At 63.6% G+C, this 26,159-nt stretch carries 22 protein-coding genes and 1 riboswitch; of the genes, 17 read left to right on the top strand and 5 right to left on the bottom strand.

Features of this window, described 5'->3' with window-relative positions; translation table 11 throughout:
- The 5 genes from cobG to HNR59_RS13270 form a co-directional block, all read right to left on the bottom strand.
- Window positions 1-1,458 carry a precorrin-3B synthase gene (gene cobG, locus HNR59_RS13290; protein WP_183830944.1) on the bottom strand — a complete coding sequence of 486 codons (1,458 nt, stop codon included), beginning with the start codon at window positions 1,456-1,458 and terminating at the stop codon, window positions 1-3.
- Window positions 1,455-4,784: a cobaltochelatase subunit CobN gene (gene cobN / locus HNR59_RS13285; protein ID WP_183830942.1), complete on the bottom strand. Its 3,330-nt coding sequence runs from the start codon at window positions 4,782-4,784 to the stop codon at window positions 1,455-1,457. Before cobN ends, cobG begins: the two co-directional genes overlap by 4 nt.
- A gap of 34 nt (window positions 4,785-4,818) precedes the next feature.
- Window positions 4,819-5,856 carry a cobalamin biosynthesis protein CobW gene (gene cobW / locus HNR59_RS13280; protein ID WP_183830940.1) on the bottom strand — a complete coding sequence of 346 codons (1,038 nt, stop codon included), beginning with the start codon at window positions 5,854-5,856 and terminating at the stop codon, window positions 4,819-4,821.
- Window positions 5,853-6,272, bottom strand: a complete 420-nt coding sequence (locus tag HNR59_RS13275; RefSeq protein WP_210307249.1) for a DUF1636 family protein — start codon at window positions 6,270-6,272, stop codon at window positions 5,853-5,855. The genes cobW and HNR59_RS13275 overlap by 4 nt, the downstream gene beginning before the upstream one ends.
- Before the next feature lie 37 nt (window positions 6,273-6,309).
- Window positions 6,310-6,511, bottom strand: a riboswitch (cobalamin riboswitch).
- 16 nt (window positions 6,512-6,527) lie between these two features.
- A complete protein-coding gene (locus HNR59_RS13270) occupies window positions 6,528-7,730 on the bottom strand; it encodes a winged helix-turn-helix domain-containing protein (RefSeq protein ID WP_183830938.1) in 1,203 nt (400 codons plus the stop codon).
- 316 nt (window positions 7,731-8,046) lie between these two features.
- Here HNR59_RS13270 and HNR59_RS13265 point away from each other — a divergent pair, with 316 nt between their 5' ends.
- The 17 genes from HNR59_RS13265 (at window position 8,047) to HNR59_RS13185 (ending at window position 26,152) form a co-directional block, all read left to right on the top strand.
- Window positions 8,047-8,412 carry an NADH-quinone oxidoreductase subunit A gene (locus HNR59_RS13265; RefSeq protein WP_183830936.1) on the top strand — a complete coding sequence of 122 codons (366 nt, stop codon included), beginning with the start codon at window positions 8,047-8,049 and terminating at the stop codon, window positions 8,410-8,412.
- A complete protein-coding gene (locus HNR59_RS13260; RefSeq protein ID WP_183830934.1) occupies window positions 8,403-8,984 on the top strand; it encodes a NuoB/complex I 20 kDa subunit family protein in 582 nt (193 codons plus the stop codon). Before HNR59_RS13265 ends, HNR59_RS13260 begins: the two co-directional genes overlap by 10 nt.
- A gap of 6 nt (window positions 8,985-8,990) precedes the next feature.
- Window positions 8,991-9,593, top strand: coding sequence for an NADH-quinone oxidoreductase subunit C (locus HNR59_RS13255; protein ID WP_183830932.1), 603 nt, complete (start codon window positions 8,991-8,993; stop codon window positions 9,591-9,593).
- Entirely contained in the window at window positions 9,594-10,784 is a 1,191-nt protein-coding gene (locus HNR59_RS13250) for an NADH-quinone oxidoreductase subunit D (protein ID WP_183830930.1), read from the top strand.
- Complete coding sequence (locus HNR59_RS13245) at window positions 10,784-11,905, top strand: NADH-quinone oxidoreductase subunit E (RefSeq protein WP_183830927.1); 1,122 nt, start codon at window positions 10,784-10,786, stop codon at window positions 11,903-11,905. The genes HNR59_RS13250 and HNR59_RS13245 overlap by 1 nt, the downstream gene beginning before the upstream one ends.
- A gap of 10 nt (window positions 11,906-11,915) precedes the next feature.
- Window positions 11,916-13,220, top strand: coding sequence for an NADH-quinone oxidoreductase subunit NuoF (gene nuoF / locus HNR59_RS13240; RefSeq protein ID WP_183830925.1), 1,305 nt, complete (start codon window positions 11,916-11,918; stop codon window positions 13,218-13,220).
- A 125-nt stretch (window positions 13,221-13,345) separates the two neighbouring features.
- Entirely contained in the window at window positions 13,346-13,867 is a 522-nt protein-coding gene (locus HNR59_RS13235; protein WP_183831583.1) for an NADH-ubiquinone dehydrogenase, read from the top strand.
- Window positions 13,868-13,937: 70 nt separating this feature from the next.
- Window positions 13,938-16,019, top strand: a complete 2,082-nt coding sequence (gene nuoG, locus HNR59_RS13230) for an NADH-quinone oxidoreductase subunit NuoG (protein WP_183830923.1) — start codon at window positions 13,938-13,940, stop codon at window positions 16,017-16,019.
- 3 nt (window positions 16,020-16,022) lie between these two features.
- Window positions 16,023-17,069: an NADH-quinone oxidoreductase subunit NuoH gene (gene nuoH, locus HNR59_RS13225; protein WP_183830921.1), complete on the top strand. Its 1,047-nt coding sequence runs from the start codon at window positions 16,023-16,025 to the stop codon at window positions 17,067-17,069.
- Window positions 17,069-17,560 (top strand): NADH-quinone oxidoreductase subunit NuoI, encoded by a 492-nt coding sequence (gene nuoI, locus HNR59_RS13220; protein ID WP_183830919.1) that lies wholly within the window; start codon window positions 17,069-17,071, stop codon window positions 17,558-17,560. The genes nuoH and nuoI overlap by 1 nt, the downstream gene beginning before the upstream one ends.
- 134 nt (window positions 17,561-17,694) lie before the next feature.
- The gene (locus HNR59_RS13215; protein WP_183830917.1) at window positions 17,695-18,315 is read left to right on the top strand and encodes an NADH-quinone oxidoreductase subunit J; all 621 of its coding nucleotides are present in this window, start codon (window positions 17,695-17,697) and stop codon (window positions 18,313-18,315) included.
- A 1-nt stretch (window position 18,316) separates the two neighbouring features.
- On the top strand, window positions 18,317-18,625 hold the full coding sequence (gene nuoK, locus HNR59_RS13210) for an NADH-quinone oxidoreductase subunit NuoK (protein ID WP_183830915.1): 309 nt from the start codon (window positions 18,317-18,319) through the stop codon (window positions 18,623-18,625).
- Window positions 18,626-18,634: 9 nt separating this feature from the next.
- The gene (nuoL, locus tag HNR59_RS13205) at window positions 18,635-20,608 is read left to right on the top strand and encodes an NADH-quinone oxidoreductase subunit L (RefSeq protein ID WP_183830913.1); all 1,974 of its coding nucleotides are present in this window, start codon (window positions 18,635-18,637) and stop codon (window positions 20,606-20,608) included.
- On the top strand, window positions 20,605-22,110 hold the full coding sequence (locus HNR59_RS13200; RefSeq protein ID WP_183830911.1) for an NADH-quinone oxidoreductase subunit M: 1,506 nt from the start codon (window positions 20,605-20,607) through the stop codon (window positions 22,108-22,110). The genes nuoL and HNR59_RS13200 overlap by 4 nt, the downstream gene beginning before the upstream one ends.
- An 18-nt stretch (window positions 22,111-22,128) precedes the next feature.
- Window positions 22,129-23,565 (top strand): NADH-quinone oxidoreductase subunit NuoN, encoded by a 1,437-nt coding sequence (gene nuoN, locus HNR59_RS13195; protein ID WP_183830909.1) that lies wholly within the window; start codon window positions 22,129-22,131, stop codon window positions 23,563-23,565.
- On the top strand, window positions 23,565-24,401 hold the full coding sequence (locus HNR59_RS13190) for a biotin--[acetyl-CoA-carboxylase] ligase (RefSeq protein ID WP_183830907.1): 837 nt from the start codon (window positions 23,565-23,567) through the stop codon (window positions 24,399-24,401). Before nuoN ends, HNR59_RS13190 begins: the two co-directional genes overlap by 1 nt.
- Window positions 24,402-24,481: 80 nt before the next feature.
- Complete coding sequence (locus HNR59_RS13185) at window positions 24,482-26,152, top strand: ribonuclease J (RefSeq protein ID WP_183830905.1); 1,671 nt, start codon at window positions 24,482-24,484, stop codon at window positions 26,150-26,152.
- Window positions 26,153-26,159: the final 7 nt, after the last annotated feature.

Genomic DNA, 26,159 nt, shown 5'->3' with positions numbered 1-26,159 from the left:
TCATCCCTGCACAAAGGCGTTTGTTACGGCACCAGCACCCAGACGGGCAAGGCAGGCGGCCACGGTTTCGCCGGATCGGCGGTTCCGGCGCGCCAGCGCAGCGATCCGTTCCATTCCGGCCTGTGTGTCGGTAATCACCGTGCTGCTTGCTTCCGGCGATCTGGCGCTACCGTCTAGCGCGATTCCTGCGCCTCCGTAATGGCCGACGAGGGTGATGGCTGCCGGTGCAGGGTGGGCGCAGCCTTTGGCGCAGCCCGAAACATGGAGCGTGAAGGAGCCGTCGAGCAAATCCGCATCATGCGCTGCGATGCGCTCCGCCAGTGCGCGCGTGGCGATCCGGCCGGAAGCGCAGGCCGGGGCTCCCGGACAGGCGGCGATCGACAGGCGCGGGTCGTACGCTTCGGTAATGAAGCCGAGAGAGGTGGCGGCATCGCGCAGGGTTTCGCAGGCGTCGAGGCTCATGCCGGGAAACAGCAGCGCGCGGGATGGGGCGGGGCGGATTTCGGTTGCGCCGAGCGTAATCGCGCCTTGCGCCAGAGCGATGATGTTTTCGGCCGGCATCGAGCCAAAGGGCAGGGCGATGCCGAGGGCGCATGTGCCGTCGACCAGCGGGAATACGGCGATGGGAGTGCCTGTTGGTCGGGCTTGAGGATTACCTCTCTCTGGCTGGCCGGCCATCTTCCCCACAAGGCGAGAGACCGGAGCTTGAAAAGCGCTTTCGCCAGTCTTCGGCGCTGCAAATGCGGAGTCGGCATTCAAGCCGCTTTTCTCTCTCCCTGTGGGGGAGATGGCGGGCAGGCCTGAGAGGATTGTTCTCTCAGCTATATGCTGCGCGTCCAGATCGCGCGCCCTTGCCTCGCGGCCCAGGGTGGCGATGGCTTCGAGGATCAAGATGGTTGCGGCGCAGGCTTGTGCCTCATCGACGAAGCCAAGTGGCCGGGCGCTCGCGGCCGTTCCGCCGATGGAAAGGTGCCATGCTACCATGTCGCGGCAGGCGGTGAGACGCACATCGGCTGATACGCCGTCCATCGGCAGGAGGCCACCGCCATCGACCACCACGGAAACCTTGGGGCCGAGCCGTGCGCCAAGGCCGGCCTTTTCAATTGCCGCCCGGATCTCATTTGCCAGCGGACGGGGATCGGAAATCTCCTGCGCGTCGATGCCGGCGAGCGGACCGGTTTCCACAGGAACACCGCTGCGCACCTCGATCTCCAGAGCATCGACGTCGCGGGCCAGCGCCTGCGCGGATTGCGGCGTGAGGCCGCGGATCTGGATCGAGCCGCGCGCCGTCACCTCGACGATGCCGTTGCCGTGGCGCAGCGCCGATTCGCAGAGTCCGATCAATGCCTTGGGCGGCAAACCTCCAGCAATGGTGTTGAGGCGGGCAAGCAGGCCGTCGCCGGTCTGCATGGGCGTGGAAAGCGCGGGGCAGGCGCCGCGTCTGGCGAAGGCGCTCATGCCGCCACCCGCCTTGCCTCGGCGATGAGCGCCGCGAGGTCGTCGTCTATCGCGTTGCGCAGCGGGTGCCACAGGCCGCGCCGGCGGGCGGAGAGAAAACGCTCGGCGATCAGCGCCGCCGCCTCCCGGTTTTCGCGCAACAGGAAAGCGCGCACTTTGTCATCGCCCAGATAGGCGTCGTGAACGGCCTCGATCAGCGCGCCGGGAATGGCGTGTGTGGTTTCAGCGAAGCCGATAAGACGGTCCACGGTTTCCGCGAACTCGGAAGCGCCGCGCGGGCCGTGGCGCATCTGGCCGGCAATGAAGCGCGGGTTGACGGCGCGGGCGCGAACAACGCGCGAAACCGCCTCCGATACCGAACGCGGCTTCGGTTTTTGCGGATCGGTTGTGTCGAGCACGATGACGTCGGCATTGCGGCCGAGCGCTGCAAGGGCGGCCGAGAAACCGCCGATGAAGGCGACATCGGCGGAGCCTTCGAGAATGTCGCGGCCGGGGTCGTCGCCGGTGTGGACCAGCAGGTCGGCCTCCGACAGCCGGTCCGCGAAAGCGCCGGGCGCGGCCACGCCTTCGCCCTCGGCGCCGCCATAGGCGTGCGAGGCGCTGTCCAGATAGGCGCGGCCGATTTCCTCGCGGCTGTCCCAGTCGCCGCTGGCAAGCAGGCTTTCGATTCCCGCCCCGTAGGTGCCGGGCGAGGAGCCGAAGATGCGCGGGCCGATGCGGCCCCCGGCGCGGGCAAGGGCGGCCAGCGGGTTTTCGTCGTCGGTCTCGTCGCGGGCGGCGACGGCGCGCGCGGCGGCGTCGATCAGCGCGATCTGGGTCGGGAACATGTCGCGGAACAGGCCGGAAATGCGCCAGGTGACATCGACGCGCGGGCGGCCAAGCACGGCCGGTGGCAGCACCTCGATGCCGGTGATGCGGCCGGTGGCGGCATCCCATTGCGGGCGGCAGCCCATCAGCGCCAGCCCCTGCGCGATTTCCTCGCCGCCGGTGCGCAACGAGGCCGAGCCCCACAGGTCGATGACCAGCGCGCGCGGCCAGTCGCCATGGCTTTGCAGATAGGTCGTCACCACCTCATGGGCCGCCGCCTTGCCGAGGTCGAAGGCGGTGGGGGTGGGCATGGTGCGCGGATCGGCGGTGAACAGGTTGCGGCCGGTGGGCAGCACGTCGGTGCGGCCCCGCGCCGGCGCGCCGGACGGGCCTGCGGTGACGTGGCGGCCGTCGAGCGCGGCGAGGAGGCCGGATTTTTCTGTTTCCGCGCTTTGCAGGCACAGCGGATCGGTTTCGTCAGCCGGAGCGCGGCCATAGATGTGCAAGCCGTCCTTGATGGCGAAATCCTTGAGGTCGCACAGCCAGGCATCGATGCGGCGCAGCGCCTCGTCGGGCGCGTCGGTGGTTGTCACGCCGGCCTCGACGGCGAGCCCGGTCTCTGAGGCCGTTTCCACGATCAGCTTCGCCAGTCGGTCGCGGCGGCGGCGGTCGAGCCCGTCGGCCTGCGCATATTCGTCTACCAGCTGTTCAAGCTTCTGCTGATGCTCGTCCAGTCCGGCGCTGGCGAGCGGCGGCGGCAGATGGCCGAGCGTGACGGCTGAAATGCGCCGCTTGGCCTGCGCCGCCTCGCCGGGATTGGAAACGATGAATGGATAGACGACCGGCAGCGGGCCGGTGACGATTTCGGGGAAACAGGTTTCGCTAAGCGCCACCGTCTTGCCCGGCAGCCATTCCAGCGTGCCATGCGCGCCGACATGGACGATGGCATGGGCATCGAGCCCCTTCTGCATCCACAGCCCGAAGGCGACCAGTTCATGGCGTGGGGGCAGGGTGGGGTCGTGGTAGTCGGCCCGGCGGTCCTCGGAGCGGCCGCGATCCGGGGCGAGGGCTACCGTGACGTTGCCGAAACTGGCGGCCCGGAAGGTAAAGCTGGGTTCGGCGGGTTCGCCCCATGCGTCGAGGACGGCCTCGCGTGCTTCAGCGGGCAGGTGGGCGAAGTGCGTCCTGTAATGCTCGGCGGCAATGCCGTGGTCGCCACCGTCGAGCATATCGAGCAGGGCGCGCGGCGATTGCGGAATCCGGTCAACGGCATAGCCGGCATGCTTCAGGTCATGCAGCATGGCGAGCACGCTGTTCGGCACATCGAGACCCACCGCATATCCGGTGCGGCCGGGCGCGCTCGGATAATCCGGGATGAGGATGACGACGCGCCGTTCGGCTGGCGGCGCGGCGCGCAGCCGCAGGAAAGCGGAAAGCCGCCGCGCCACCTGCGCTACGCGGTCGGGCACCGGCTGGTTTACGTTGGCGCACAGGCCGAGTGCGGCATCGACATCCGCCTCCGCCTTGAAGGAGATCGCGCCCGCCATGATGCGCCCGTCGAGTTCCGGCAGCACGGCGTGCATGGCGAGGTCGGCGGGCGTAAGGCCGCGCTGGCCGCTTTGCCAAGCCTCGCGTTTCGTCGTGGCGACGATCACCTGAAACACCGGAATGCCGGTGCGGTCGAACAGGGTTTCCGCACCCGGCTCGGCGCCTGAGGCAAAAGCCGTGGCGGTAACTATGGCCGTCGGTTGCAGAGCTGCGATTGCCTGCTCGACGAAGCCGAGAGAGGCTGCGTCTTTCAGGCTGGAGACGAAGATTGGCACCGCCGCGATGCCGGTAAGGCGCAGTTCGGCGGTCAGCGCATCGATGGGGGCGACGTCGTTCGCCAGCAGCATGGAGCGGTAGAAGAGGATCGGCACGGCGGGTGCGGCGCTCTCGTCCGCGATCTGCGGTGTCTCGACCACGCCCGATCCGGGCTCATAATAGCCGGCTCTCGGCACGGGTTCCGGAGCAGGGGCCTCGGCCTCATGGCCGGCAAGGTTTGCGAGACGCCGCACCAGCGCCTGCATGTTGGCCGGGCCGCCCTCGCGGAAATAGCCCAGCAACAGGGAAAGTTCCTCGCGCGGCAGGGTGGAAGCCTGCGCCAGCCGCTCGTCCTCGTCGCGGCATTCGCCGGGCAGCAGTGCCAGCCTGATGCCTTTGGCGCGGGCGATGGCGGCAAGCTGGTCGCAGCCGTAGCGCCACCAGTCATAGCCGCCCAGAAGCCGCACCAGAATGACCTTTGCGTGGCTGGCGACGCTGTCCACCCACAGATCGACGGACATGGGATGGCGCAGGTCGCGCAGCGCGGCCAGCCGCATGGAGGGCAGGCGATCCGCCTCCGCCTTCCACGCGGATGCAAGCGCCGCCAGATCGCTGTCGGTGAAGGACAGCGCCACCACCTCGCCCGGCGTCTGGCGCAGGTCGACCGGCTCGATAACGTCATCGAGCGAGGCGGAGGTGGTGGTCAGGATATGCATGGTTCAATCCTGATGAGCGGCGCGCCTGCCGTGTTCAGCCCGCCAGTATCTTTTCGATCGCCGGCTGGTCGAGACCTTTCAGGCCAATCACCACCAGCCGCGAACGGCGCTCGTCCTGCGCCGTCCAGGCGCGATCATAATAATGATTGACGCGCGGACCAACAGCCTGAACCAGAAGGCGCATCGGCTTGCCCGCCACGTCCACGAAACCTTTGACGCGCAGCACGTCCTGCTGCTCGGCTGCAGCGGCGATGCGGTGGGCGAGGTCCTCGGGATCGGTGACGGAAGCGATGTCGACGATAAAGGTGTCGAAATCGTCGTGCTCGTGATCGCCGACGCCATCATGATGCGACTTGCGGTTTTCGATGTCGTCCTCGACGGCGAGGCCGAGGCCGAGCAGGATCGAGGGATCGACCTTGCCGTGCTCGGACGGAACCACCTTCACCGCCGGTCCGATATGGGCATCGACGATCCTGCGGGCGCGATCCGCACCAGCTTCATCGAGCAGGTCGTTCTTGGAGAGGATGATGAGGTCGGCGCAGGCCACCTGATCCTCGAAGACTTCTTCGATCGGGTCGTCATGGTCGAGCGACTCGTCCTCTGCGCGCTGGGCGGCAAGCGCGTCCATGTCGGAGGCGACCTTGCCCTCGGCAAGGGCCGGACCATCGACCACGGCAATGACGCCGTCCACGGTGACGCGGCTTTTCACCGTCGGCCACTGGAAGGCCTGCACCAGCGGCTTCGGCAAAGCGAGGCCAGAGGTCTCGATCAGGATGTGATCGACCTTCGGCGTGCGCGACAGGATCTGGTCGAGCGCCGGCACGAAATCGTCGGCAACCGTGCAGCAGATACAGCCATTGGCCAGTTCGACGATGTTTTCCTCGGGACAGGTGTCGATGCCGCAGCCTTTCAGGATTTCGCCATCGACGCCGACATCGCCGAACTCGTTGACGATGAGGGCGAGGCGCTTGCCTGCGGATTGTTCGAGCAGGTTGCGGATCAGCGTGGTCTTGCCGGCGCCGAGGAAGCCGGTGACGACGGTGCAGGGCACGCGGGTGGCGTTTGTGGTCATGATTGGTCCTTCAGAAGGGTCAGGGGAGGAATGCGCGCGACAAGGCCGCGCTTGAGTGAGTCGGGGCGGCCGCGCCACGGAATTTTTCCGTCTTCGGCGTTGGCCAGCTGACACGCGCCGGTCACCAGATCGGCGCCGCTGTCCTCGGCGAGGTCGCCGAAGACGTAGCTCCATGCGCCATCGTGCAGGATGGAGGCGCTGAGGCGGCGCTTGCAGTTGCCGAGGCATTCCACCGTGCGCACCTCGACCGGCTGGCCGGCGGCGGCACGGCGCGCGTCCTCGGCCAGCTTCTCACCGGCGCGCGGATGCGCATCCGAGCCGCTGGCGTCGCGGCAGGAAATGCAGACGATGATCGTGGTGCCGCTGGTCCGGTTGCCGGACTGGCCGGTTTCGCAGGCGGCGGGATTGCTGTCCAAAATACGCTCCTTGCCCGGGAAACCCGCCAGGCTTGCGGCTTTTCTCGTACAGACGGCAGGTCTCCTGGCTTGCGGGTCATCGCCCTGATGCCGCCTTCCCGGGGATCACCCAGTGGCTGCCGGCAAGGACTCGTCGCTTACAGTTGCGGGCACAGCCGCGGAGTCGGGAAAAATCCCTCACCGCGTTCCCTCTTAGCTCCCCTTCTTTGAAAGAGGAGACCGTCGCGGGGATTTAGGCTCGGGCGGGTCGCACTGTCAACGCGCGGCGATGGCGACCAGCGCAGGTCCGAGGCTGCCAGCCGGGGTGATTTCCATGCGGTCGAGCTGCAGCCACTGGCGCATCTGGTCCAGCTCTTCGCAAAGTGCGGCGGCGGTTTCAGGCGGCGCGTCAGGTTCGGCATAGGCGGCATGGACGCGCAGAGTGCCGGCGGGGCGGTCCGCCTTCAGGTCCACGCGCGCCACGATCCGGTCGCCAAGCAGGAACGGCAGGACGTAGTAGCCATATTGCCGCTTTTCGGCCGGCGTGTAGATCTCGATGCGGTAGCGGAAGCCGAACAGGCTTTCGGTGCGGTCGCGTTCGAACACCAGCGGGTCGAAGGGGGCGAGCAGGGTGCGGGCCTCGATCCTGCGCGGCAGGCGCGCGTCGCGATGCAGATAGGCTTGCTTGCCCCATCCTTTGACGGTGACGGGAATCAATTCCCCTTCCTCGACAAGATCTGCGATGAGCGGAGCGGTCTCCGTCGCGGCAAGTCGAAAGTAATCGCGCAGGCAGGCGGCGGTGGCGATGCCGTGGGCGCGCGCGGATATGCGCAGCAATTCGCGCTGGGCATCTGCCGCAGAGAGAACCGGCAGGTCGAGGACCGCCCGGGGCAGGACGCGTTCCGGCAGATCGTAAACCCGCTCAAACCCGCGCCTGTGGGCGGTGGTGATTCTTCCTGCCCAGAACAGCCATTCGAAGGCCATCTTTGCTTCGCTCCAGCCCCACCAGCCGCCGGAGCCCTTGTGGCCGTCCATGTCGGAGGCTGCGAGGGGCCCGCGCGTTTCAACTTCGCGAAATATCTCCGCGATGAAATCCGCCCGCTCGCGGCCGAACCTGGCCAGTCCGCGATACATCTCCTCGCCGCGCTCCGCCCTTTCCATGCGCCATCGCAGCAGCGGATAGGTCTCCAGCGGCAGCAGCGAAGCCTCATGCGCCCAGTACTCGAAAAGCTGGCGCTTCGCTCCCGGACGGGCCGCGTCGTCGAGCAGCGAAAGCGGGTAGGGGCCAAGCCGCGAATAGAGCGGCATATAGTGCGCCCGCACCACGGCGCTGACCGAGTCGATCTGGAAAAGCGCGGTGCGTGAAACGACACGGGAGACGTGCCGGCGGTCGGGTGCAATTTTTGCGCGAGGCGCGCCGAAGCCCTGCGCGGCCAGCGCAATGCGTCGTGCAAGGGCAGGGGAAATGGTTTCCTTCATATGATCCAAGCCTATCTGGAGTCATGGTTTACAGCAGCCCGATTCCTGCACGCTACCAGCTAAACCCCGGGAATACTGTCAGGACTAAAAGTGGAGTAAAAAGTGAAGGAAATCAAAGATGATCAGTTTTGTCGCAGATAGTGTGCAGTGCAGCGTTTTGAACAAGGTTTGACTTGCTTCGGCCATCCGCCTGCGCTAACCCTCGCCGCGTTGCAGCATGGGGCCGAAGAGGTTCCAGGGCAAATCTGTCACGCTTCCGTAACAGGGCCGGCTGCGCTAGTCTCAGGCGGATCCGCCGCCAACGGAAAGTTGCAGCATGAACGAGTTGCTAAGTTCGTATCTGCCGATCGTCATCTTTATCGGCGTGGCACTGGTGATCGCACTGGCGCTGATCGTGGCCCCCTTCCTGGTGGCCTATCGCGACCCCGATCCTGAAAAGCTGTCGGCCTATGAGTGCGGTTTCAACTCGTTCGACGATGCGCGCATGAAGTTCGACATCCGCTTCTATCTGGTGTCGATCCTGTTCATCATCTTCGATCTGGAGGTCGCGTTCCTGTTCCCGTGGGCGGTTTCGTTCGGCGATATCGGCATGCTCGGATTCTGGTCGATGATGGTGTTCCTTGGCGTTCTCACCATCGGCTTCATATATGAGTGGAAGAAAGGGGCGCTGGAATGGGATTGATCAGCGATTCCGGCACGCTTGTCGCGCCGCAGCCTAAGGGTATCCTCGATCCGCGTACCGGAAAGCCGGTCGGTTCGGATGATCCTTTCTTCATCGGCATCAACGACGAGCTGGCCGACAAGGGCTTTCTCGTCACCTCGACCGAGGCGCTCATCACGTGGGCGCGCACCGGCTCGCTGATGTACATGACCTTCGGTCTGGCCTGCTGCGCCGTGGAGATGATCCATAGCGCCATGCCGCACTACGACAGCGAGCGCTTCGGCATCGCGCCGCGCGCTTCGCCGCGCCAGTCCGACATCATGATCGTGGCCGGCACGCTCACCAACAAGATGGCTCCGGCGCTGCGCAAGGTCTACGACCAGATGCCGGAGCCGCGCTACGTGATCTCCATGGGCTCCTGTGCCAATGGCGGCGGTTACTATCACTATTCCTATTCCGTGGTGCGCGGCTGCGACCGCATCGTGCCGGTCGACATCTATGTGCCGGGCTGCCCACCCACGGCCGAGGCGCTGCTCTACGGCATTCTTCTCCTGCAGAAGAAGATCCGGCGCACCGGTACGATCGAGCGGTGATGAAATATGAGTGAAGCACTCACAGAGCTTGCCGCCCACATCACATCAAGGGGTGGTGTTGAGGTCCTGCACAGCGAGCTTGCCTATGGCGAGCTGACGATCACCGTTGCGCCGGCAGATATCGTGAAGATTTCGCGTTTCCTGCGCGATGACGAATCCTGCGGGTTCGTGTCGATCATCGACGTGTCGGGTGCGGATTACCCGGCGCGCGCCAACCGCTTCGATGTGAACTATCATCTGCTGTCGCCGCGCCGCAATCTGCGCATTCGCGTCAAGGTTCATGCGAATGAGGAGACCATCGTGCCTTCCGTCACCGAAGTGTGGCCGGGCGCGGACTGGTTCGAGCGCGAGACCTACGACCTGTACGGCGTGCTCTTCTCCGGGCATCCGGACCTGCGCCGCATCCTCACCGACTATGGTTTCGAGGGGCATCCGCTGCGCAAGGATTTTCCGCTGACCGGCTTTGTCGAGGTTCGTTATGACGACGAGGCCAAGCGCGTCGTTTACGAGCCGGTGGAGCTGAAGCAGGAGTTCCGCAATTTCGACTTCCTCTCGCCCTGGGAAGGCACGGATTATGTGCTGCCCGGCGATGAAAAGGTGAAGCAGTAAATGGCTGAAACCTCCGTCCGCAACTTCAACATCAACTTCGGCCCGCAGCATCCGGCGGCCCACGGCGTTCTGCGCCTCGTGCTGGAGCTCGACGGCGAGGTGGTCGATCGCGTCGATCCGCATATCGGTCTGCTGCATCGCGGCACAGAGAAGCTGATGGAGGCGAAGACCTATCTGCAGGCCGTGCCCTATCTCGACCGGCTCGACTATTGCTCGCCTATGAATCAGGAGCACGCCTTTGCACTGGCCACCGAGCGCCTGCTCGGCATCGAGGTGCCGAAGCGCGGCCAGATCATCCGCGTGCTTTATTCGGAAATCGGCCGCATCATGTCGCACATCCTCAATGTGACGACGCAGGCCATGGACGTCGGTGCGCTCACCCCGCCACTTTGGGGGTTTGCCGAGCGCGAAAAGCTGATGGTGTTCTACGAGCGGGCCTCCGGCTCGCGCATGCATGCGGCTTATTTCCGGCCGGGTGGCGTGCATCAGGACCTGCCGCAGAAGCTGATCGAGGATATCGGCAACTGGATCGATCCTTTCCTGAAGACCATCGACAATCTGGATGCGCTGCTGACGCCGAACCGGATCTTCAAGCAGCGTAACGTCGACATCGGCGTGGTGTCGCTTGAGGATGCATGGGCCTGGGGCTTCTCCGGCGTCATGGTGCGCGGTTCGGGCGCGGCATGGGACCTGCGCAAGTCGCAGCCTTACGAGTGCTATTCCGAGATGGACTTCGACATTCCGATCGGCAAGAACGGCGACAATTTCGACCGCTATCTCATCCGCATGGAAGAGATGCGCCAGTCGGCGAGGATCATGCGCCAGTGCGTCGATCTGCTGCTGGGCAAGGAGAGCGTCGGTCCCGTCTCCAATCTTGATGGCAAGGTGGTTCCGCCCAAGCGTGGCGAGATGAAGCGCTCGATGGAAGCACTCATCCACCATTTCAAGCTCTACACCGAGGGCTACAAGGTTCCGGCCGGCGAGGTTTACGCCGCCGTCGAAGCGCCGAAGGGTGAATTCGGCGTCTATCTGGTGTCGAACGGCACGAACAAGCCGTATCGCTGCAAGCTGCGCGCGCCGGGCTTTGCCCATCTGCAGGCCATGGATTTCCTGTGCAAGGGCTACATGCTCGCCGACGTCGCAGCCATCCTCGGCTCCCTCGACATCGTGTTTGGTGAGGTCGACCGCTAATGAGTGTCCGCCGTCTCGCAGAAGCCAGCGTCCAGCCAGCGGCATTCTCCTTCAACGAGGAGTTTGCTGCGGCCGCGCAGAAGTGGATTGCAAAATACCCGGAAGGCCGGCAGCAGTCGGCCATCATCCCGCTGCTCATGCTCGCACAGGAGCAGGATGGCTGGGTGACCAAGGCCGCGATCGAGAATATCTGCGACATGCTGGGCATGCCCTATATTCGCGGGCTTGAGGTGGCCACTTTCTACACCCAGTTCCAGCTCAAGCCGATCGGAACGCGCGCACATATTCAGGTGTGCGGCACCACGCCCTGCATGCTGCGCGGCGCCGGCGAGCTGATGGATGTGTGCCGCTCGAAAATCCATCACGAGCAGTTGCATCCCAATGCCGACGGCACGTTGTCATGGGAAGAGGTCGAGTGCCAGGGCGCCTGCGTGAACGCACCGATGGTCATGATCTTCAAGGATTCCTATGAGGATCTCACACCGGAGCGTCTGGCCGAGATCATCGACGAGTTCGAGGCGGGCAGGGGCGATTCCGTGCCGACCGGCCCTCAGATCGATCGTCATTTTTCCTCGCCGGCAGGCGGCTTTACCGCTCTAACTGACGAGAAAGCCATTCTGAAATCGACCCGTGATCGCGAGGCGAAGGCTGCTGCCGGAGCTGCCGCGGCCGCAGAGGTTCCGCCTTCCAATGCCGCCCGGCCAACGACCGATGCTCCCGAGACCAGCCCGACTCTGAAGACGCCGGCGGAAGTCAAGGCATCTCCTGCGGGCGAGAAGGCTGCAAGCGTTGCCGCGCCTGCTGGAAAGGTCTCTGCAAAGCCGGCAAAACCATCGCTGGACGACAAGAACCGGCCCGCCGGCATCGCCCGTCCCGCGGCGGTTGACGATCTGAAGCTCATCTCCGGCGTCGGACCGAAGAACGAGCAGGTTTTGCATGAGCTTGGCATCTTCACCTTCGCGCAGGTCGCTGCGTGGAAGAAGGCCGAGCGCGAATGGGTTGACGGCTATCTGAACTTCCATGGCCGTATTGAGCGCGAGGACTGGGTCAAGCAGGCCAAGGCGCTCGCCAAGGGTGGCGTGGACGAATATGTCCGCGTCTTCGGCAAGAAGCCGGTTTGAGGGAAGAACGATGCTTCAGGACAAGGATCGCATCTTTACCAATATCTACGGTCGCTTCGACAGATCGCTCGCGGGCGCCATGTCGCGCGGTTGCTGGGATGGCACCAAGGGCATCATCGAAAAGGGCCGCGACTGGATCATCAACGAGATGAAGGCGTCGGGACTGCGCGGCCGTGGCGGCGCGGGCTTCCCGACAGGCATGAAATGGTCGTTCATGCCCAAGGTGAGCGATGGTCGCCCGAGCTATCTCGTCGTCAATGCCGACGAATCCGAGCCCGGCACCTGCAAGGACCGCGATATTCTGCGTCACGATCCGCACACGCTGGTCGAGGGCTGCCTGCTTGCCGGCTTCGCCATGGGCGCGGTGGCCGCCTACATCTATGTGCGCGGCGAATTCATGCGCGAGCGTGAAGCCCTGCAGCGCGCCATCGATGAGGCCTATGACGCGAAGCTCATCGGCAAGAACAACAAGAACGGCTACGATTTCGACATCTACGTTCACCACGGCGCGGGCGCCTATATCTGCGGCGAGGAAACAGCGCTGCTCGAAAGCCTTGAGGGCAAGAAGGGCCAGCCGCGACTGAAGCCGCCGTTCCCGGCAAATATGGGCCTCTATGGCTGCCCGACGACGGTCAACAACGTGGAATCCATCGCCGTTGCACCGACGATCCTGCGCCGGGGTGCGGCGTGGTTCTCGTCCTTCGGGCGTCCGAACAATGTCGGCACCAAGCTGTTCATGCTGGTCGGCCACGTCAACACGCCCTGCACGGTCGAGGAAGAGATGGGCACCACCTTCCGCGAACTGGTGGAGAAGCATGGCGGCGGCATTCGCGGCGGCTGGGACAATCTGCTGGCGGTCATTCCCGGTGGCGCGTCGTGCCCGGTGGTCAAGGCCGAGGACATCATCGACTGTCCGATGGATTTCGACGGCCTGCGCGAGCGCAAGTCCTCCTTCGGTACGGCGGCCATGATCATCATGGACAAGTCGACCGACATCGTGAAGGCGATCGCGCGGCTCTCCTACTTCTTCAAGCATGAGAGCTGCGGCCAGTGCACGCCATGCCGCGAAGGCACGGGCTGGATGTGGCGCGTGATGGAGCGGCTGGTGCGCGGCGAGGCGCAGAAGAGCGAGATCGACATGCTGCTCGACGTCACCAAGCAGATCGAGGGTCACACCATCTGTGCACTGGGCGATGCGGCGGCATGGCCGGTTCAGGGCCTGATCCGCAACTTCCGCCCTGAAATCGAGCGGCGTATCGACGAATTCACCCGCAACTCCCACCGGGTCGAGCCGGTTCTGGTCGCGGCGGAATAAGCGGCTGCCGCGCTGAAAGACGACAAGGCAGGAACGGAAAGGAAACCGGAACGCAGCCAGATGGCAGGATCAGGCACAGGCCTGAAATCCTGCCGGTGCAGACCGATTTGAAAAGCTTCGAGGCAATGCAGAACAACGCACCACAGATGATACCGAGCGAGATGGCCAGCGCCGTTAATCTGCTCGTCCATCCGGCGGCCGGAATGGCGGCTGCATCGGCGCTTGGGCTGGGTCTGGCCAGTCAGGCTTTCGGGATATGGCTCGGCGCGTTCAATGGTGCGAGCGAGGTTTCCCAGAAGCTGTTCCAGTCCTTCGAGGGCGCTTCCGGGTACGACAACGGCAAGGCGGTTGCGGGCAAAGATGCATCGCGCCCGGCGAAGGCAGCTTCTGAACCGGCGAAGACACATCAGCCGCAGGCGCTGGACAAGCCGTCCGCCCCTGATGATCTGAAAGCGATCACAGGTGTCGGACCGAAGCTTGAGATGGTCCTCAATGGCTATGGCATCTGGACTTACCGTCAGATTGCGGAATGGACGGATGCCGAGATCGCGTGGATGGACGATACGCTCGGTTTTCGCGGCCGCATCCGGCGCGACGACTGGGTCGGGCAGGCAGCGGCGCTGCAAGACGGGCAACGGGTAAAGTAAATCAAGGCAGGGCGCGGCTTCGATAGCGCCGGCAATGAAGATCGCGGCACGGCTGCGGGGTTGAGGCGAAATGGCAAAGCTCAAGGTCGACGGGAAAGAGATCGAGGTACCCGACCACTACACGCTGCTGCAGGCGGCGGAAGCGGCGGGCGCGGAAGTGCCGCGTTTCTGCTTCCATGAACGGCTGTCGATCGCCGGCAACTGTCGCATGTGTCTGGTCGAGGTGAAGGGCGGTCCGCCCAAGCCGCAGGCTTCGTGCGCCATGGGCGTGCGCGATCTGCGCCCCGGCCCGGAAGGCCAGCTTCCCGAGGTGTTCACCAACACGCCGATGGTCAAGAAGGCCCGCGAAGGCGTGATGGAGTTCCTGCTCATCAACCATCCGCTGGATTGCCCGATCTGCGATCAGGGCGGCGAGTGCGACCTGCAGGACCAGGCGATGGCGTTCGGCGTCGATTCCTCTCGCTTCCACGAGAACAAGCGCGCCGTCGAGGACAAATATATCGGTCCGCTGGTCAAGACGATCATGACGCGCTGCATTCACTGCACGCGCTGCGTGCGCTTCACCACGGAAGTGGCCGGCATTTCCGAGCTTGGCCTGATCGGCCGTGGCGAGGATGCCGAGATCACCACCTATCTCGAACAGGCGATGACCTCCGAAATGCAGGGCAACGTCATCGACCTGTGCCCGGTCGGTGCGCTGACCGCGCGTCCCTATGCCTTCCAGGCGCGTCCGTGGGAGCTGACCAAGACGGAATCCATCGACGTGATGGACGCGGTCGGCTCGGCCATCCGCGTCGACACGCGCGGCCGCGAGGTCATGCGCATTCTGCCGCGCATCAACGAGCAGGTGAACGAGGAGTGGATCTCCGACAAGACCCGCTTCATCTGGGACGGCCTGCGCACGCAGCGTCTCGACCGGCCCTATGTGCGCCGTGACGGCAAGCTGAGGCCGGCAAGCTGGGCCGAGGCCTTCGCCGCGATCCGCGACGCTGTTTCCGCAACCTCGCCCGAGCGCATCGGTGCGATTGCCGGCGACCTTGCAGCGGTCGAGGAAATGTATGCGCTGAAGCGCCTGATGACCTCGCTGGGCTCCGCCAACATCGACTGCCGTCAGGACGGAACGGCGCTCAATCCCGCGCTTGGCCGCGCCAGCTATATCTTCAATCCGACGATCGAGGGCATCGAGGATGCCGACGCGATCCTCATCATCGGCGCCAATCCGCGCTTCGAGGCGTCGGTTCTGAACGCGCGTATCCGCAAGCGCTTCCGCGCCGGCCCGCTGCCGATCGGCGTCATCGGTGAGTTCGGCGATCTGCGCTATGATTACGAAGCGCTCGGCGCCGGTCCCGAGACGCTCAAGGATATCGCCGACGGCAATGGCAGCTTCTTCGAGGCGCTGAAGAAGGCCGAGCGTCCGCTGATCATCGTGGGGCAGGGCGCTCTGGCGCGCACCGATGGTGCTGCCGTGCTCGGTCTGGCCGCGAAACTGGCGACGGCGGTGGATGCCGTCGGACCCGATTGGAACGGCTTTGCAGTGCTGCACCATGCCGCCGCACGTGTCGGCGGCCTCGACATCGGTTTCGTGCCGGGCGAGGGCGGCCGGGATACCGCTTCGATGCTGGATAACACGGATGTGCTGTTCCTGCTCGGCGCCGATGAGATCGAGATGGACAAGGTGAAGGCCGGGTTCGTGGTCTATGTCGGCACGCATGGCGATGCCGGCGCCCACCGCGCCGACGTGATCCTGCCGGCCTCGGCCTATACCGAGAAGTCGGGCACCTATGTGAACACCGAAGGCCGCGTGCAGCAGACCAGCCGCGCAGGCTTCGCGCCGGGCGATGCCCGTGAGGACTGGGCGATCTTCCGCGCGCTTTCCGATGTTCTGGGCCACAGGCTGCCGTTCGATTCGCTGGCGCAGTTGCGCAGCCAGCTCTATGGCGAGTTTCCGTATCTCGCCCGCATCGACCAGATCGAAACGGGCGCGGCGGAAGACATTGCCGCTGTTGCGAAGCTCGGCGGCAAGACCGACAAGGCCGGTTTCGTGTCGCCGGTGCGCGACTTCTACCTGACCAACCCGATCACGCGCGCCTCTGCCGTCATGGCCGAGTGCTCCGCGCTGGCGCAGGGTGGCTTCCAGCAGGCGGCGGAATAAGACATGGACGACAGCTTCTTCTCCTTCTACATCCTGCCGGCGCTGATCGTTCTAGCCAAGTCGCTGGCGCTGCTGGTCATCCTGCTGATCTTCGTGGCCTATATCCTCTATGCCGACCGCAAGATCTGGGCCGCCGTGCAGATGCGCCGCGGTCCGAACGTGGTCGGACCATGGGGCCTGCTTCAGGCCTTCGCTGACCTTCTGAAATTCGTGTTCAAGGAGCCGGTGATTCCGGCCGGCGCCAACAAAGCGGTGTTCCTTCTGGCCCCGCTGGTGACGTCGGTTCTGGCCATGGCGACATGGGCCGTCATTCCGGTGAACGAAGGCTGGGCGGTCGCCAACATCAATGTCGGTATCCTCTACATTCTGGCGATTTCGGGCCTTGAAGTGTACGGCGTCATCATGGGCGGCTGGGCTTCGAACTCGAAATATCCGTTCCTCGGCGCGCTCCGCTCCGCCGCGCAGATGGTGTCCTATGAAGTCTCGATCGGCTTCGTCATCGTCACCGTGCTGCTGCTGGTCGGTTCGCTGAACCTGACCGACATCGTGATGGCCCAGCAGAGCGGCATCGGCACCTGGCTCGGGCTTTCCAACAGCTTCCTCGACTGGCACTGGCTCGCGCTGTTCCCGATGTTCATCATCTTCATCATCTCGGCGCTGGCAGAGACCAACCGTCCGCCCTTCGACCTCGTCGAAGCGGAATCGGAGCTGGTCGCCGGCCACATGGTGGAATATTCGTCGACGGCCTTCCTGCTGTTCTTCCTCGGTGAGTATGTGGCGATCGTGCTGATGTGCGCGCTGACCACCATCCTCTTCCTCGGAGGCTGGCTGCCGCCTTTCGACTTCGCGCCGTTCACCTGGGTCCCTGGCGTCATCTGGTTCGTCCTCAAGGTGTGCTTCGTGTTCTTCATCATCTCGATGGCCAAGGGCGTTCTTCCGCGTTACCGCTACGATCAGCTCATGCGGCTGGGCTGGAAGGTCTTCCTTCCGATCTCGCTGTTCATGGTCGTGGCCACGGCCGCTTTCCTCAAGCTGACGGGGCTTGCCTGATGTCTGCATTCGCTCAAGCGGCTAAGTCGCTGATTCTGAAAGATATCGTGGGTGGCTACTGGCTGGGCATCAAGAAGATGTTCGAGCCCAAGGAAACCATCAACTATCCGCATGAAAAGGGCATGATCAGCCCCCGTTTCCGCGGCGAGCATGCTCTGCGCCGCTATCCGAACGGCGAAGAGCGCTGCATCGCGTGCAAGCTTTGCGAGGCGATCTGCCCGGCGCAGGCCATCACCATCGAGGCCGGCCCGCGCCGCAATGACGGCACCCGCCGCACGGTGCGTTACGACATCGACATGGTGAAGTGCATCTATTGCGGCTTCTGCCAGGAAGCGTGCCCGGTCGATGCCATCGTAGAAGGGCCGAATTTCGAATTCGCGACGGAAACGCGCGAGGAACTCTACTACGACAAGGACAAGCTGCTTGCCAACGGCGACCGCTGGGAGCGGGAGATCGCCCGCAACATGGCGCTGGACGCACCTTATCGTTAAGGGCAGCTGCCGGACGCGGTGTCCGGGCAGCGGCATTTGAGACATGGACGGGCCGCGATGGCTCGTCTAAGGAACACGCGATTTCATGACCGGAGGCGGCATGGAATCAGGATTTGGAAACCCGGGGGATCCCCATGCTTGAAGGACTAGAGGCGGCTTTCTTCTACCTCTTCGCCCTCGTCGCGGTCGCATCGGCCCTGATGGTTATTTCGTCGCGCAATCCGGTGCATTCGGTGCTGTTCCTGATCCTCGCATTCTTCAATGCGGCGGGGCTGTTCCTGCTGGCCGGAGCCGAGTTCCTGGCGCTGATCCTGCTCATCGTCTATGTGGGCGCGGTCATGGTGCTGTTCCTGTTCGTGGTCATGATGCTCGACGTCGATTTCGCCGAGTTCAAACAGGGCGCGCTGCGCTACGCGCCGATCGGCGCGCTGGTCGGGCTGATCTTCGCAGCCGAGCTGATCATCGTGACCGGCGGCTATGTGCTCTCTCCCGAGCTTGGAGCTTCCGTCGCGCGGCCGATCCCGGATATGGCTGAGCGCACCAATACGGCGGTTCTCGGCGATGTCCTCTACACGGATTACATCCATTTCTTCCAGATGGCCGGTCTCGTGCTGCTGGTCGCCATGGTCGGCGCCATCGTTCTGACGCTGCGCCACAAGCAGGGCGTCAAGCGGCAGTCGATTTCCGAGCAGGTCGGCCGCACGCCGGAAACCTCCATCGAAGTACGCAAGGTCGAGACGGGGAAGGGCATCTGACATGACCGTCGGCATCGGACATTATCTGACACTCTCGGCAATCCTGTTCACGATCGGCGTGTTCGGCATCTTCCTGAACCGCAAGAACGTCATCGTCATCATGATGTCGATCGAGCTGCTGTTGCTGGCGGCCAATATCAATCTGGTCGCCTTCTCCTCGGTGCTCAACGATCTGATGGGACAGATTTTCGTGCTGTTCGTGCTGACCGTCGCAGCGGCCGAGGCGGCGATCGGCCTGTCCATTCTGGTGGTTTTCTTCCGCAACCGCGGCTCCATCGCGGTGGAAGACGTGAATATGATGAAGGGCTGAGGCGTAACCATGTATCAAGCCATCGTCTTTCTGCCCCTCATCGGGTTCCTGATCGTCGGCCTGTTCGGCAACGCGATCGGCGCCAGGGCTTCGGAGTATCTCACATCAGGCCTGATGGTGATCGTGGCCGCGCTGTCGTGGGTAGCGTTCTTCACGGTCGGCTTCTCCGAGACGGAAACCTTCACCGTGCCGCTTCTGCGCTGGCTGCAGTCGGGCGGGCTCGATGCCGACTGGGCGCTGCGCATCGACACGCTGACCGTTGTCATGCTGGTGGTGGTCAACACCGTCTCGGCGCTGGTTCACATCTATTCGATCGGCTACATGCACCACGACCCGCATCGGCCGCGCTTCTTCGCCTACCTGTCGCTGTTCACCTTCGCCATGCTGATGCTGGTAACCTCCGACAATCTGGTGCAGATGTTCTTCGGCTGGGAAGGCGTCGGCCTTGCCTCCTATCTGCTGATCGGCTTCTGGTACAAGAAGCCTTCCGCCAGTGCGGCGGCCATGAAGGCCTTCATCGTCAACCGCGTGGGTGACTTCGGCTTCCTGCTCGGCCTGTTCGGCGTGTTCGTGCTGTTCGGCTCGGTCAACTTCTCGACCATCTTTGCCAGCACGGCGAATTACCTGCCGGCCGAGGGCGCGGCGGACAGCGCAACCGTGCTGACCTTCCTCGGATACTCGCTCGACAAGACGGCGGCGATGACCATCGTGTGCCTTCTGCTGTTCATGGGCGCCATGGGCAAGTCGGCTCAGGTGCCGCTGCACACCTGGCTGCCGGACGCCATGGAAGGCCCTACCCCGGTTTCGGCGCTTATCCACGCCGCCACCATGGTGACGGCCGGCGTGTTCATGCTGGCGCGCCTGTCGCCTCTGTTCGAGTTGTCGCACAGTGCGCTCACCGTCGTCACCTTCATCGGCGCGACGACCGCCTTCTTCGCGGCGACCGTCGGTCTCGTGCAGAACGACATCAAGCGCGTCATCGCCTATTCGACCTGTTCGCAGCTTGGCTACATGTTCGTGGCGCTGGGCGTGGGCGCTTACGGCGCCGCGGTGTTCCACCTGTTCACGCACGCCTTCTTCAAAGCGCTGCTGTTCCTCGGCTCGGGCTCGGTCATCCACGCCATGTCCGACGAGCAGGACATGCGCAAGATGGGCGGCATCCGCAAGCTGATACCGACCACCTACTGGATGATGATCATCGGCACCATCGCGCTGACCGGCCTCGGCATTCCCGCCACGGTGATCGGCACCGCGGGCTTCTTCTCCAAGGATGCCATCATCGAGAGCGCCTTTGTCGGCCATAACGCTGTTGCCGGCTATGCCTTTGCGCTGCTGGTGATCGCCGCCTGCTTCACCTCCTTCTATTCCTGGCGCCTGATCTTCATGACGTTCCACGGCAAGTCGCGCGCCAGCGAGGATGTTCTGCATCATGTCCATGAGTCGCCGCCGGTGATGCTGGTGCCACTCTACATCCTCGCCGTTGGCGCGCTGTTCGCGGGCTTCGTGTTCCACGATCAGTTCATCGGAGAAGCCTATGAGGCGTTCTGGAAGACGGCGCTGTTCACCTCTGCCGACAACCATGTCCTCCATGAAATGCACAATGTGCCGATGTGGGTGAAGATGTCGCCGTTCGTGGCGATGGTCGTCGGCTTCCTGCTGTCGTACCAGTTCTACATCCGCTCGCCGGAGACGCCGAAGCGTCTGGCCGCGCAGCACCGGGGCCTTTACCAGTTCCTGCTGAACAAGTGGTACTTCGACGAACTGTATGACTTCCTGTTCGTGCGCTCCGCCAAGGCGATCGGCCGCTTTCTGTGGAAGACCGGCGACGGGAAGATCATCGACGGGCTCGGGCCTGACGGTATTTCAGCGCGCGTCGTCGACGTCACGCAGCGCGTCGTGAAGCTGCAGTCCGGCTATCTCTATCACTACGCCTTCGCAATGCTGATCGGCGTTGCCGCACTTGCCACCTGGATGATGCTATGACCGACTGGCCCATTCTTTCTACGGTCACGTTCCTGCCGCTGGTCGGCGCACTTCTGGTGCTGCTGATCAGTGACGAAAGCGAGAACGGTCGCCGCAACATCCGTTCCATCACGCTGCTGACGACAGTGGTCACCTTTGTGGTGTCGCTGTTCATCTGGACCGGCTTCGACACCTCGCAGTCCGGCTTCCAGATGGTCGAGAAGGCGGAGTGGCTGGACAGCGGCATCTCCTATCATATGGGCGTCGACGGCATTTCGATGCTGTTCGTGATCCTCACCACCTTCCTGATGCCGCTGTGCATCCTGGCATCGTGGGAAGCGGTGCAGAAGCGCGTGAAGGCCTATATGATCGCCTTCCTGCTTCTGGAAACGCTGATGATCGGCGTATTCTGCGCGCTCGACATCGTGCTGTTCTACGTCTTCTTCGAGGCTGGTCTGATCCCGATGTTCATCATCATCGGTGTCTGGGGCGGCAAGCGCCGCGTCTATGCTTCGTTCAAGTTCTTCCTCTATACGCTGCTCGGCTCGGTGCTGATGCTGCTCGCCATCATGGCGATGTTCTGGGAGGCCGGCACCACCGACATTCCCACGCTGCTGACGCACGGCTTCCCGGCCGGCATGCAGACATGGCTGTGGCTCGCCTTCTTCGCCTCCTTCGCGGTGAAGATGCCGATGTGGCCAGTGCACACCTGGCTGCCGGACGCGCACGTCGAGGCACCGACCGCGGGCTCGGTCATTCTGGCGGGCATTCTGCTGAAGATGGGCGGCTACGGCTTCCTGCGCTTCTCGCTGCCGATGTTTCCGCTCGCTTCGGACATGTTTCAGCCCTTCGTGTTCACGCTCTCCGTGATCGGCATCATCTACACCTCGCTGGTGGCGCTGATGCAGGAGGACATGAAGAAGCTGATCGCCTATTCGTCGGTCGCCCATATGGGCTACGTGACCATGGGTATCTTCGCCATGAACGTCGAGGGCATCGAGGGCGCCATCTTCCAGATGCTGTCGCATGGCCTTGTCTCGTCGGCGCTGTTCCTGTGCGTGGGTGTCATCTATGACCGCATGCATACCCGCGAGATCGACGCCTATGGCGGCCTCGTGAACAACATGCCGAAATACGCCGTCGCCTTCCTGATCCTGACCATGGCCAATGTCGGCCTGCCGGGCACCAGCGGGTTCGTGGGCGAATTCCTGACGCTGCTCGGTGTGTTCCGGGTCAACACATGGGTCGCCTTCTTTGCCGCGACCGGCGTGATCCTGTCGGCCGGCTACGCCCTGTGGCTCTACCGCCGCGTGGTGTTTGGCGCGCTGACCAAGGAAGGCCTGATGAGCCTGCTCGACCTCTCCACCCGCGAGAAGGTCGTGCTCTATCCGCTTGTGGTGCTGACGATCTTCTACGGCGTCTATCCCGCTCCGGTCTTCGATGTGACCGCCGAGTCGGTGAGGGCGCTTGTGGAAAACGTCACCGCATCGATCAATGCCGCGCAGACCGCGGCCCTAAACTGACCGGAGACCTAGGTAACAATGACGCCGGAACTCTCCAACAGTCTCGCGCTTGTCACGCCCGAACTCATCATGGTGGCAGGTGCCATCGTGCTTTTGATGGTCGGCGTGTTTTCGAAGGGCCGTCCCAGCGCACTGGTCACGACGCTGGCCGTCGTGGTCATGGCGGTGGCCGGCCTGTGGCTGGCTTTCCACACGGGTGAAGGCAAGGCGTTCGGCAATTCCTTCGTCATCGATCCCTTCGCGCGCTTCATGAAGCTTCTGACGCTCGGCGGCTCGGCCGTCGCGCTGATCATGTCGGTTCGCTACACCCGCCAGCAGAATTTCGACACGTTCGAATATCCCGTCCTGGTCATGCTCTCGACCGTCGGCATGCTGCTGATGGCTTCCGCCAACGACATGATTGCGCTCTATCTGAGCTTCGAGCTGCAGTCGCTGGCGCTCTACATCGTTGCCGCCATCCATCGCGACAGCCTCCGCTCCAGCGAGGCGGGCCTCAAATATTTCGTGCTCGGCGCGCTCGGCACCGGCATGATGCTGTACGGCATTTCGCTGGTCTATGGTTACACCGGCTCGATCGACTTCGACGTCATCTCGTCGACGCTGACCGGCAAGGAGCGCCAGATCGGCGTCCTGTTCGGGGTGGTCTTCATCCTCTCCGGTCTGGTCTTCAAGATTTCCGCCGCGCCCTTCCATATGTGGACGCCGGATGTCTATGAAGGCTCGCCGACGCCGGTAACCGCGTTCTTCGCCGTTGCGCCCAAGGTGGCGACCATGGCGCTGATCCTGCGTATGGTCATGGAAACCTTCCAGCCCACAGCCGCGGACTGGCAGCAGATCATCGTCTTCGTGTCCATCGCCTCGATGGCGCTCGGCTCGTTCGCCGCCATCGGCCAGCGCAACTTCAAGCGCCTGATGGCTTATTCCTCCATCGGCCATATGGGCTTTGCACTGGTCGGCCTTGCCGCCAACAGCGAGGCCGGCGTGCGCGGCGTCATGATCTACATGCTGATCTATGTGGTGATGACGCTCGGCATGTTCGCCTTCATCCTCTCCATGCGCCGTGGCGACAGCAACGTCGAGGACATCAGCGATCTCTCCGGCCTGTCGCAGACCAACCCGATCATGGCGACGATCATGACCATTCTGCTGTTCTCGCTGGCCGGTATTCCGTGGCTGGCCGGGTTCTGGGCGAAGTGGTACGTGTTCCTCGCAGCCATCGATGCCGGGCTCTACGCGCTTGCCGTCATCGGCGTCCTGACCTCGGTCGTTGCAGCATTCTACTATCTGCGCATCATCAAGATTATGTGGTTCGATGAACCTGCCGGCGGTTTCCAGCCGATGGCTGCGGAACTGCGCATCATTCTGGGCCTGTCGGGCGCCTTCGTGCTGCTCTACGTGCTCATCGGCGGTTCGGTCAGTTCCATGGCGCAGGCAGCCGCGAAGACGTTCTTCTGATGGCCTTTACGCTGGCGCCCACGGCGGTAACCGACGGCTACCGCCTCGCCGAGCACGACACGATCGGTTCGACCAATGCCGAGGCGCTCGACCTTGCGCGCGCCGGTGACGCGGGCAGGCTGTGGGTGGTTTCGAAGAACCAGCAGGGCGGGCGCGGGCGTCGCGGCCGTGCCTGGCAATCACCGCCGGGCAATCTCGCCGCCACCCTGCTCGTGGTTGCGGATTATGAGCTGAAGCTGGCCTCCACGCTTGGCTTCGTTGCCGGACTTGCGCTGGCGGACGCCCTCGACGCCGTTGTTCCCAACGGCAATATCGCAGTGGGCATTGATGCCGGGCGCGGCGTCGGCAACAACAGCCGCAATCGTTTCGAGCTGAAATGGCCGAATGATGTTCTGGCTTCCGGCGCCAAGATGGCCGGTATCCTGCTGGAATCGACGATGCTGGGCGAGGGGCGCTTTGCCGTCGCTGTGGGCATTGGCGTCAATGTCATTGCCCATCCGCAAGACCTGCCTTATCCGGCCACGTCGCTCAGGGCGCTGGGTGCTGCCTGTGATGCCGAAACGCTGTTTCTGGCGCTGTCCGATGCATGGGCCGACAATGCGCGGCTGTGGAGCGAGGGGCGGGGCCTTGCCGCCATCCGCAACCGCTGGCTGGAACGTGCTGCCGGGATTGGCAGCGAGGTTGCGGTGCGGATCGACAACAGGGTGGTGCGCGGTATCTTCGAGACCATAGATGAGGACTGCCGCTTCGTCATTCGCGACCACGATGGCGGCGTCGTGAAGGTTGCGGCAGGCGATGTTCATTTTGGTGCGGTCGCCAGCGCCAGCGCTGTTTAAAGCGTATTTGCTTTTCTGCCGCTTCGCACTTTTGCCAGAATTGCTATAGGGCCACAGCTTTACAGAGTTTGGAGACGGGAATGGCTGCAACGGAAAACGCCGAACTGGTTTTCATACCCCTCGGCGGCGTCGGCGAGATCGGCATGAATTTCGCTCTCTACGGCTATGGCCCCGCCCATGCCCGTGAATGGCTGATCGTCGATGTCGGCGTGACCTTTCCCGAACCCAATCATCCGGGTGTCGATCTGATCCTGCCCGATACGCGCTTCATCGAGGACAAGCTCGACCGGCTGCGTGGCATCGTCATCACCCATGCGCATGAGGATCATTACGGCGCGCTGCACGACATCTGGCCGCGCTTGCAGGCGCCGGTGTGGATGACGCCGTTCGGCGCGGGGCTTCTCGAAGCCAAGCGGCAATCGGAGCAGGGCGCGCCTAAAATCCCGGTGACGGTCTATCGCGCCGGGGAGAAGTTCACGGTCGGCCCGTTCGAGATCGAGGCCATTCCGGTGGCGCACTCCATTCCCGAGCCGATGTCGCTTGCCATCACCACGCCTGCCGGAACCGTCATCCACACCGGCGACTGGAAGATAGATCCCGCACCCACGCTTGGGCCCAAGACCGACGAAGCCCGTTTCCGCGCTTATGGCGACAAGGGCGTTCTGGCGCTGATCTGCGATTCCACCAATGCGCTGCGGGAAGGGGATTCGCCTTCCGAGGAGGAGGTCGGCGCAAGTCTCAAGACGCTGATCGAGCAGGAGAAGGGCCGCGTTGCCATCACCACCTTCTCCTCCAATGTCGGTCGTATCATTTCGATTGCGCGTGCTGCCCGCGATGCCGGGCGCAAATGCCTCGTGCTCGGCCGTTCGCTGAAGCGGGTCATCGAAGTGGCGGATGAGCTGGGGTATCTGGACGGTCTGCCGGAATTCGTTGCCGAGGAAGACTTCAACTATATCGACCGCCGCGATCTGGTCATCATCTGTACCGGCAGCCAGGGCGAGCCGCTGGCAGCACTGGCCAAGCTGTCGCGCGACGAGATGAAGACGGTTGAGCTCAATGCCGGCGATACGGTGATCTTTTCCTCGCGCACCATTCCCGGCAACGAGAAGGCCATTCTTGAAATCAAGAACCGGCTGATCGATCTCGGCATCCGCATCATCGAGGATGGCGACGCGCTGGTGCATGTGTCGGGCCACCCGCGCCGCAGTGAGTTGAGGCGCATGTATGAATGGGTGCGTCCGCAGATCGGCGTGCCGGTTCATGGCGAGGCGGCACATCTCGTCGCGCAGGGATCGCTGATGGCAATGGAGGGCATCAGGCAGGTGGCGCAGGTGCGCGATGGCGACGTGCTGCGCCTGTGGCCGGGCGCTGCGACAATCATCGACAAGGCGCCGTTCGGCAGGCTCTACAAGGATGGCAAGCTGGTCGGCACCGAGGAGGCGATGGGCATCCGTGACCGCCGCAAGCTCTCCTATGCGGGCCATGTGGTGGTCAACGTGGTTCTGGAAGATCGCTATGAGCTTGCCGGAGACCCGGACATCGTTGCCATTGGCGTGGCGCAGACCGATGCTTCCGGCGAGCCGTTGGAGGATCTGATGGTCGATGCGGCAATCGGCGCGGTGGACTCCATCCCGCGCCAGCGCCGAAAAGATCTCGATCTGGTGCAGGAATCCGTGCGCCGCGCTGTTCGTGCCGCAGCCAATCAGGCCTGGGGCAAGAAGCCGCTGGTGACGGTGTTCGTGACCCGGTAACGGCTGG

The sequence above is a fragment of the Aquamicrobium lusatiense genome (assembly GCF_014201615.1).
GTDB lineage: Bacteria > Pseudomonadota > Alphaproteobacteria > Rhizobiales > Rhizobiaceae > Mesorhizobium > Mesorhizobium lusatiense.
The sequence above is the reverse complement of the archived record's forward strand: the minus strand, read 5'-3'. Positions and strand labels throughout refer to the sequence as shown.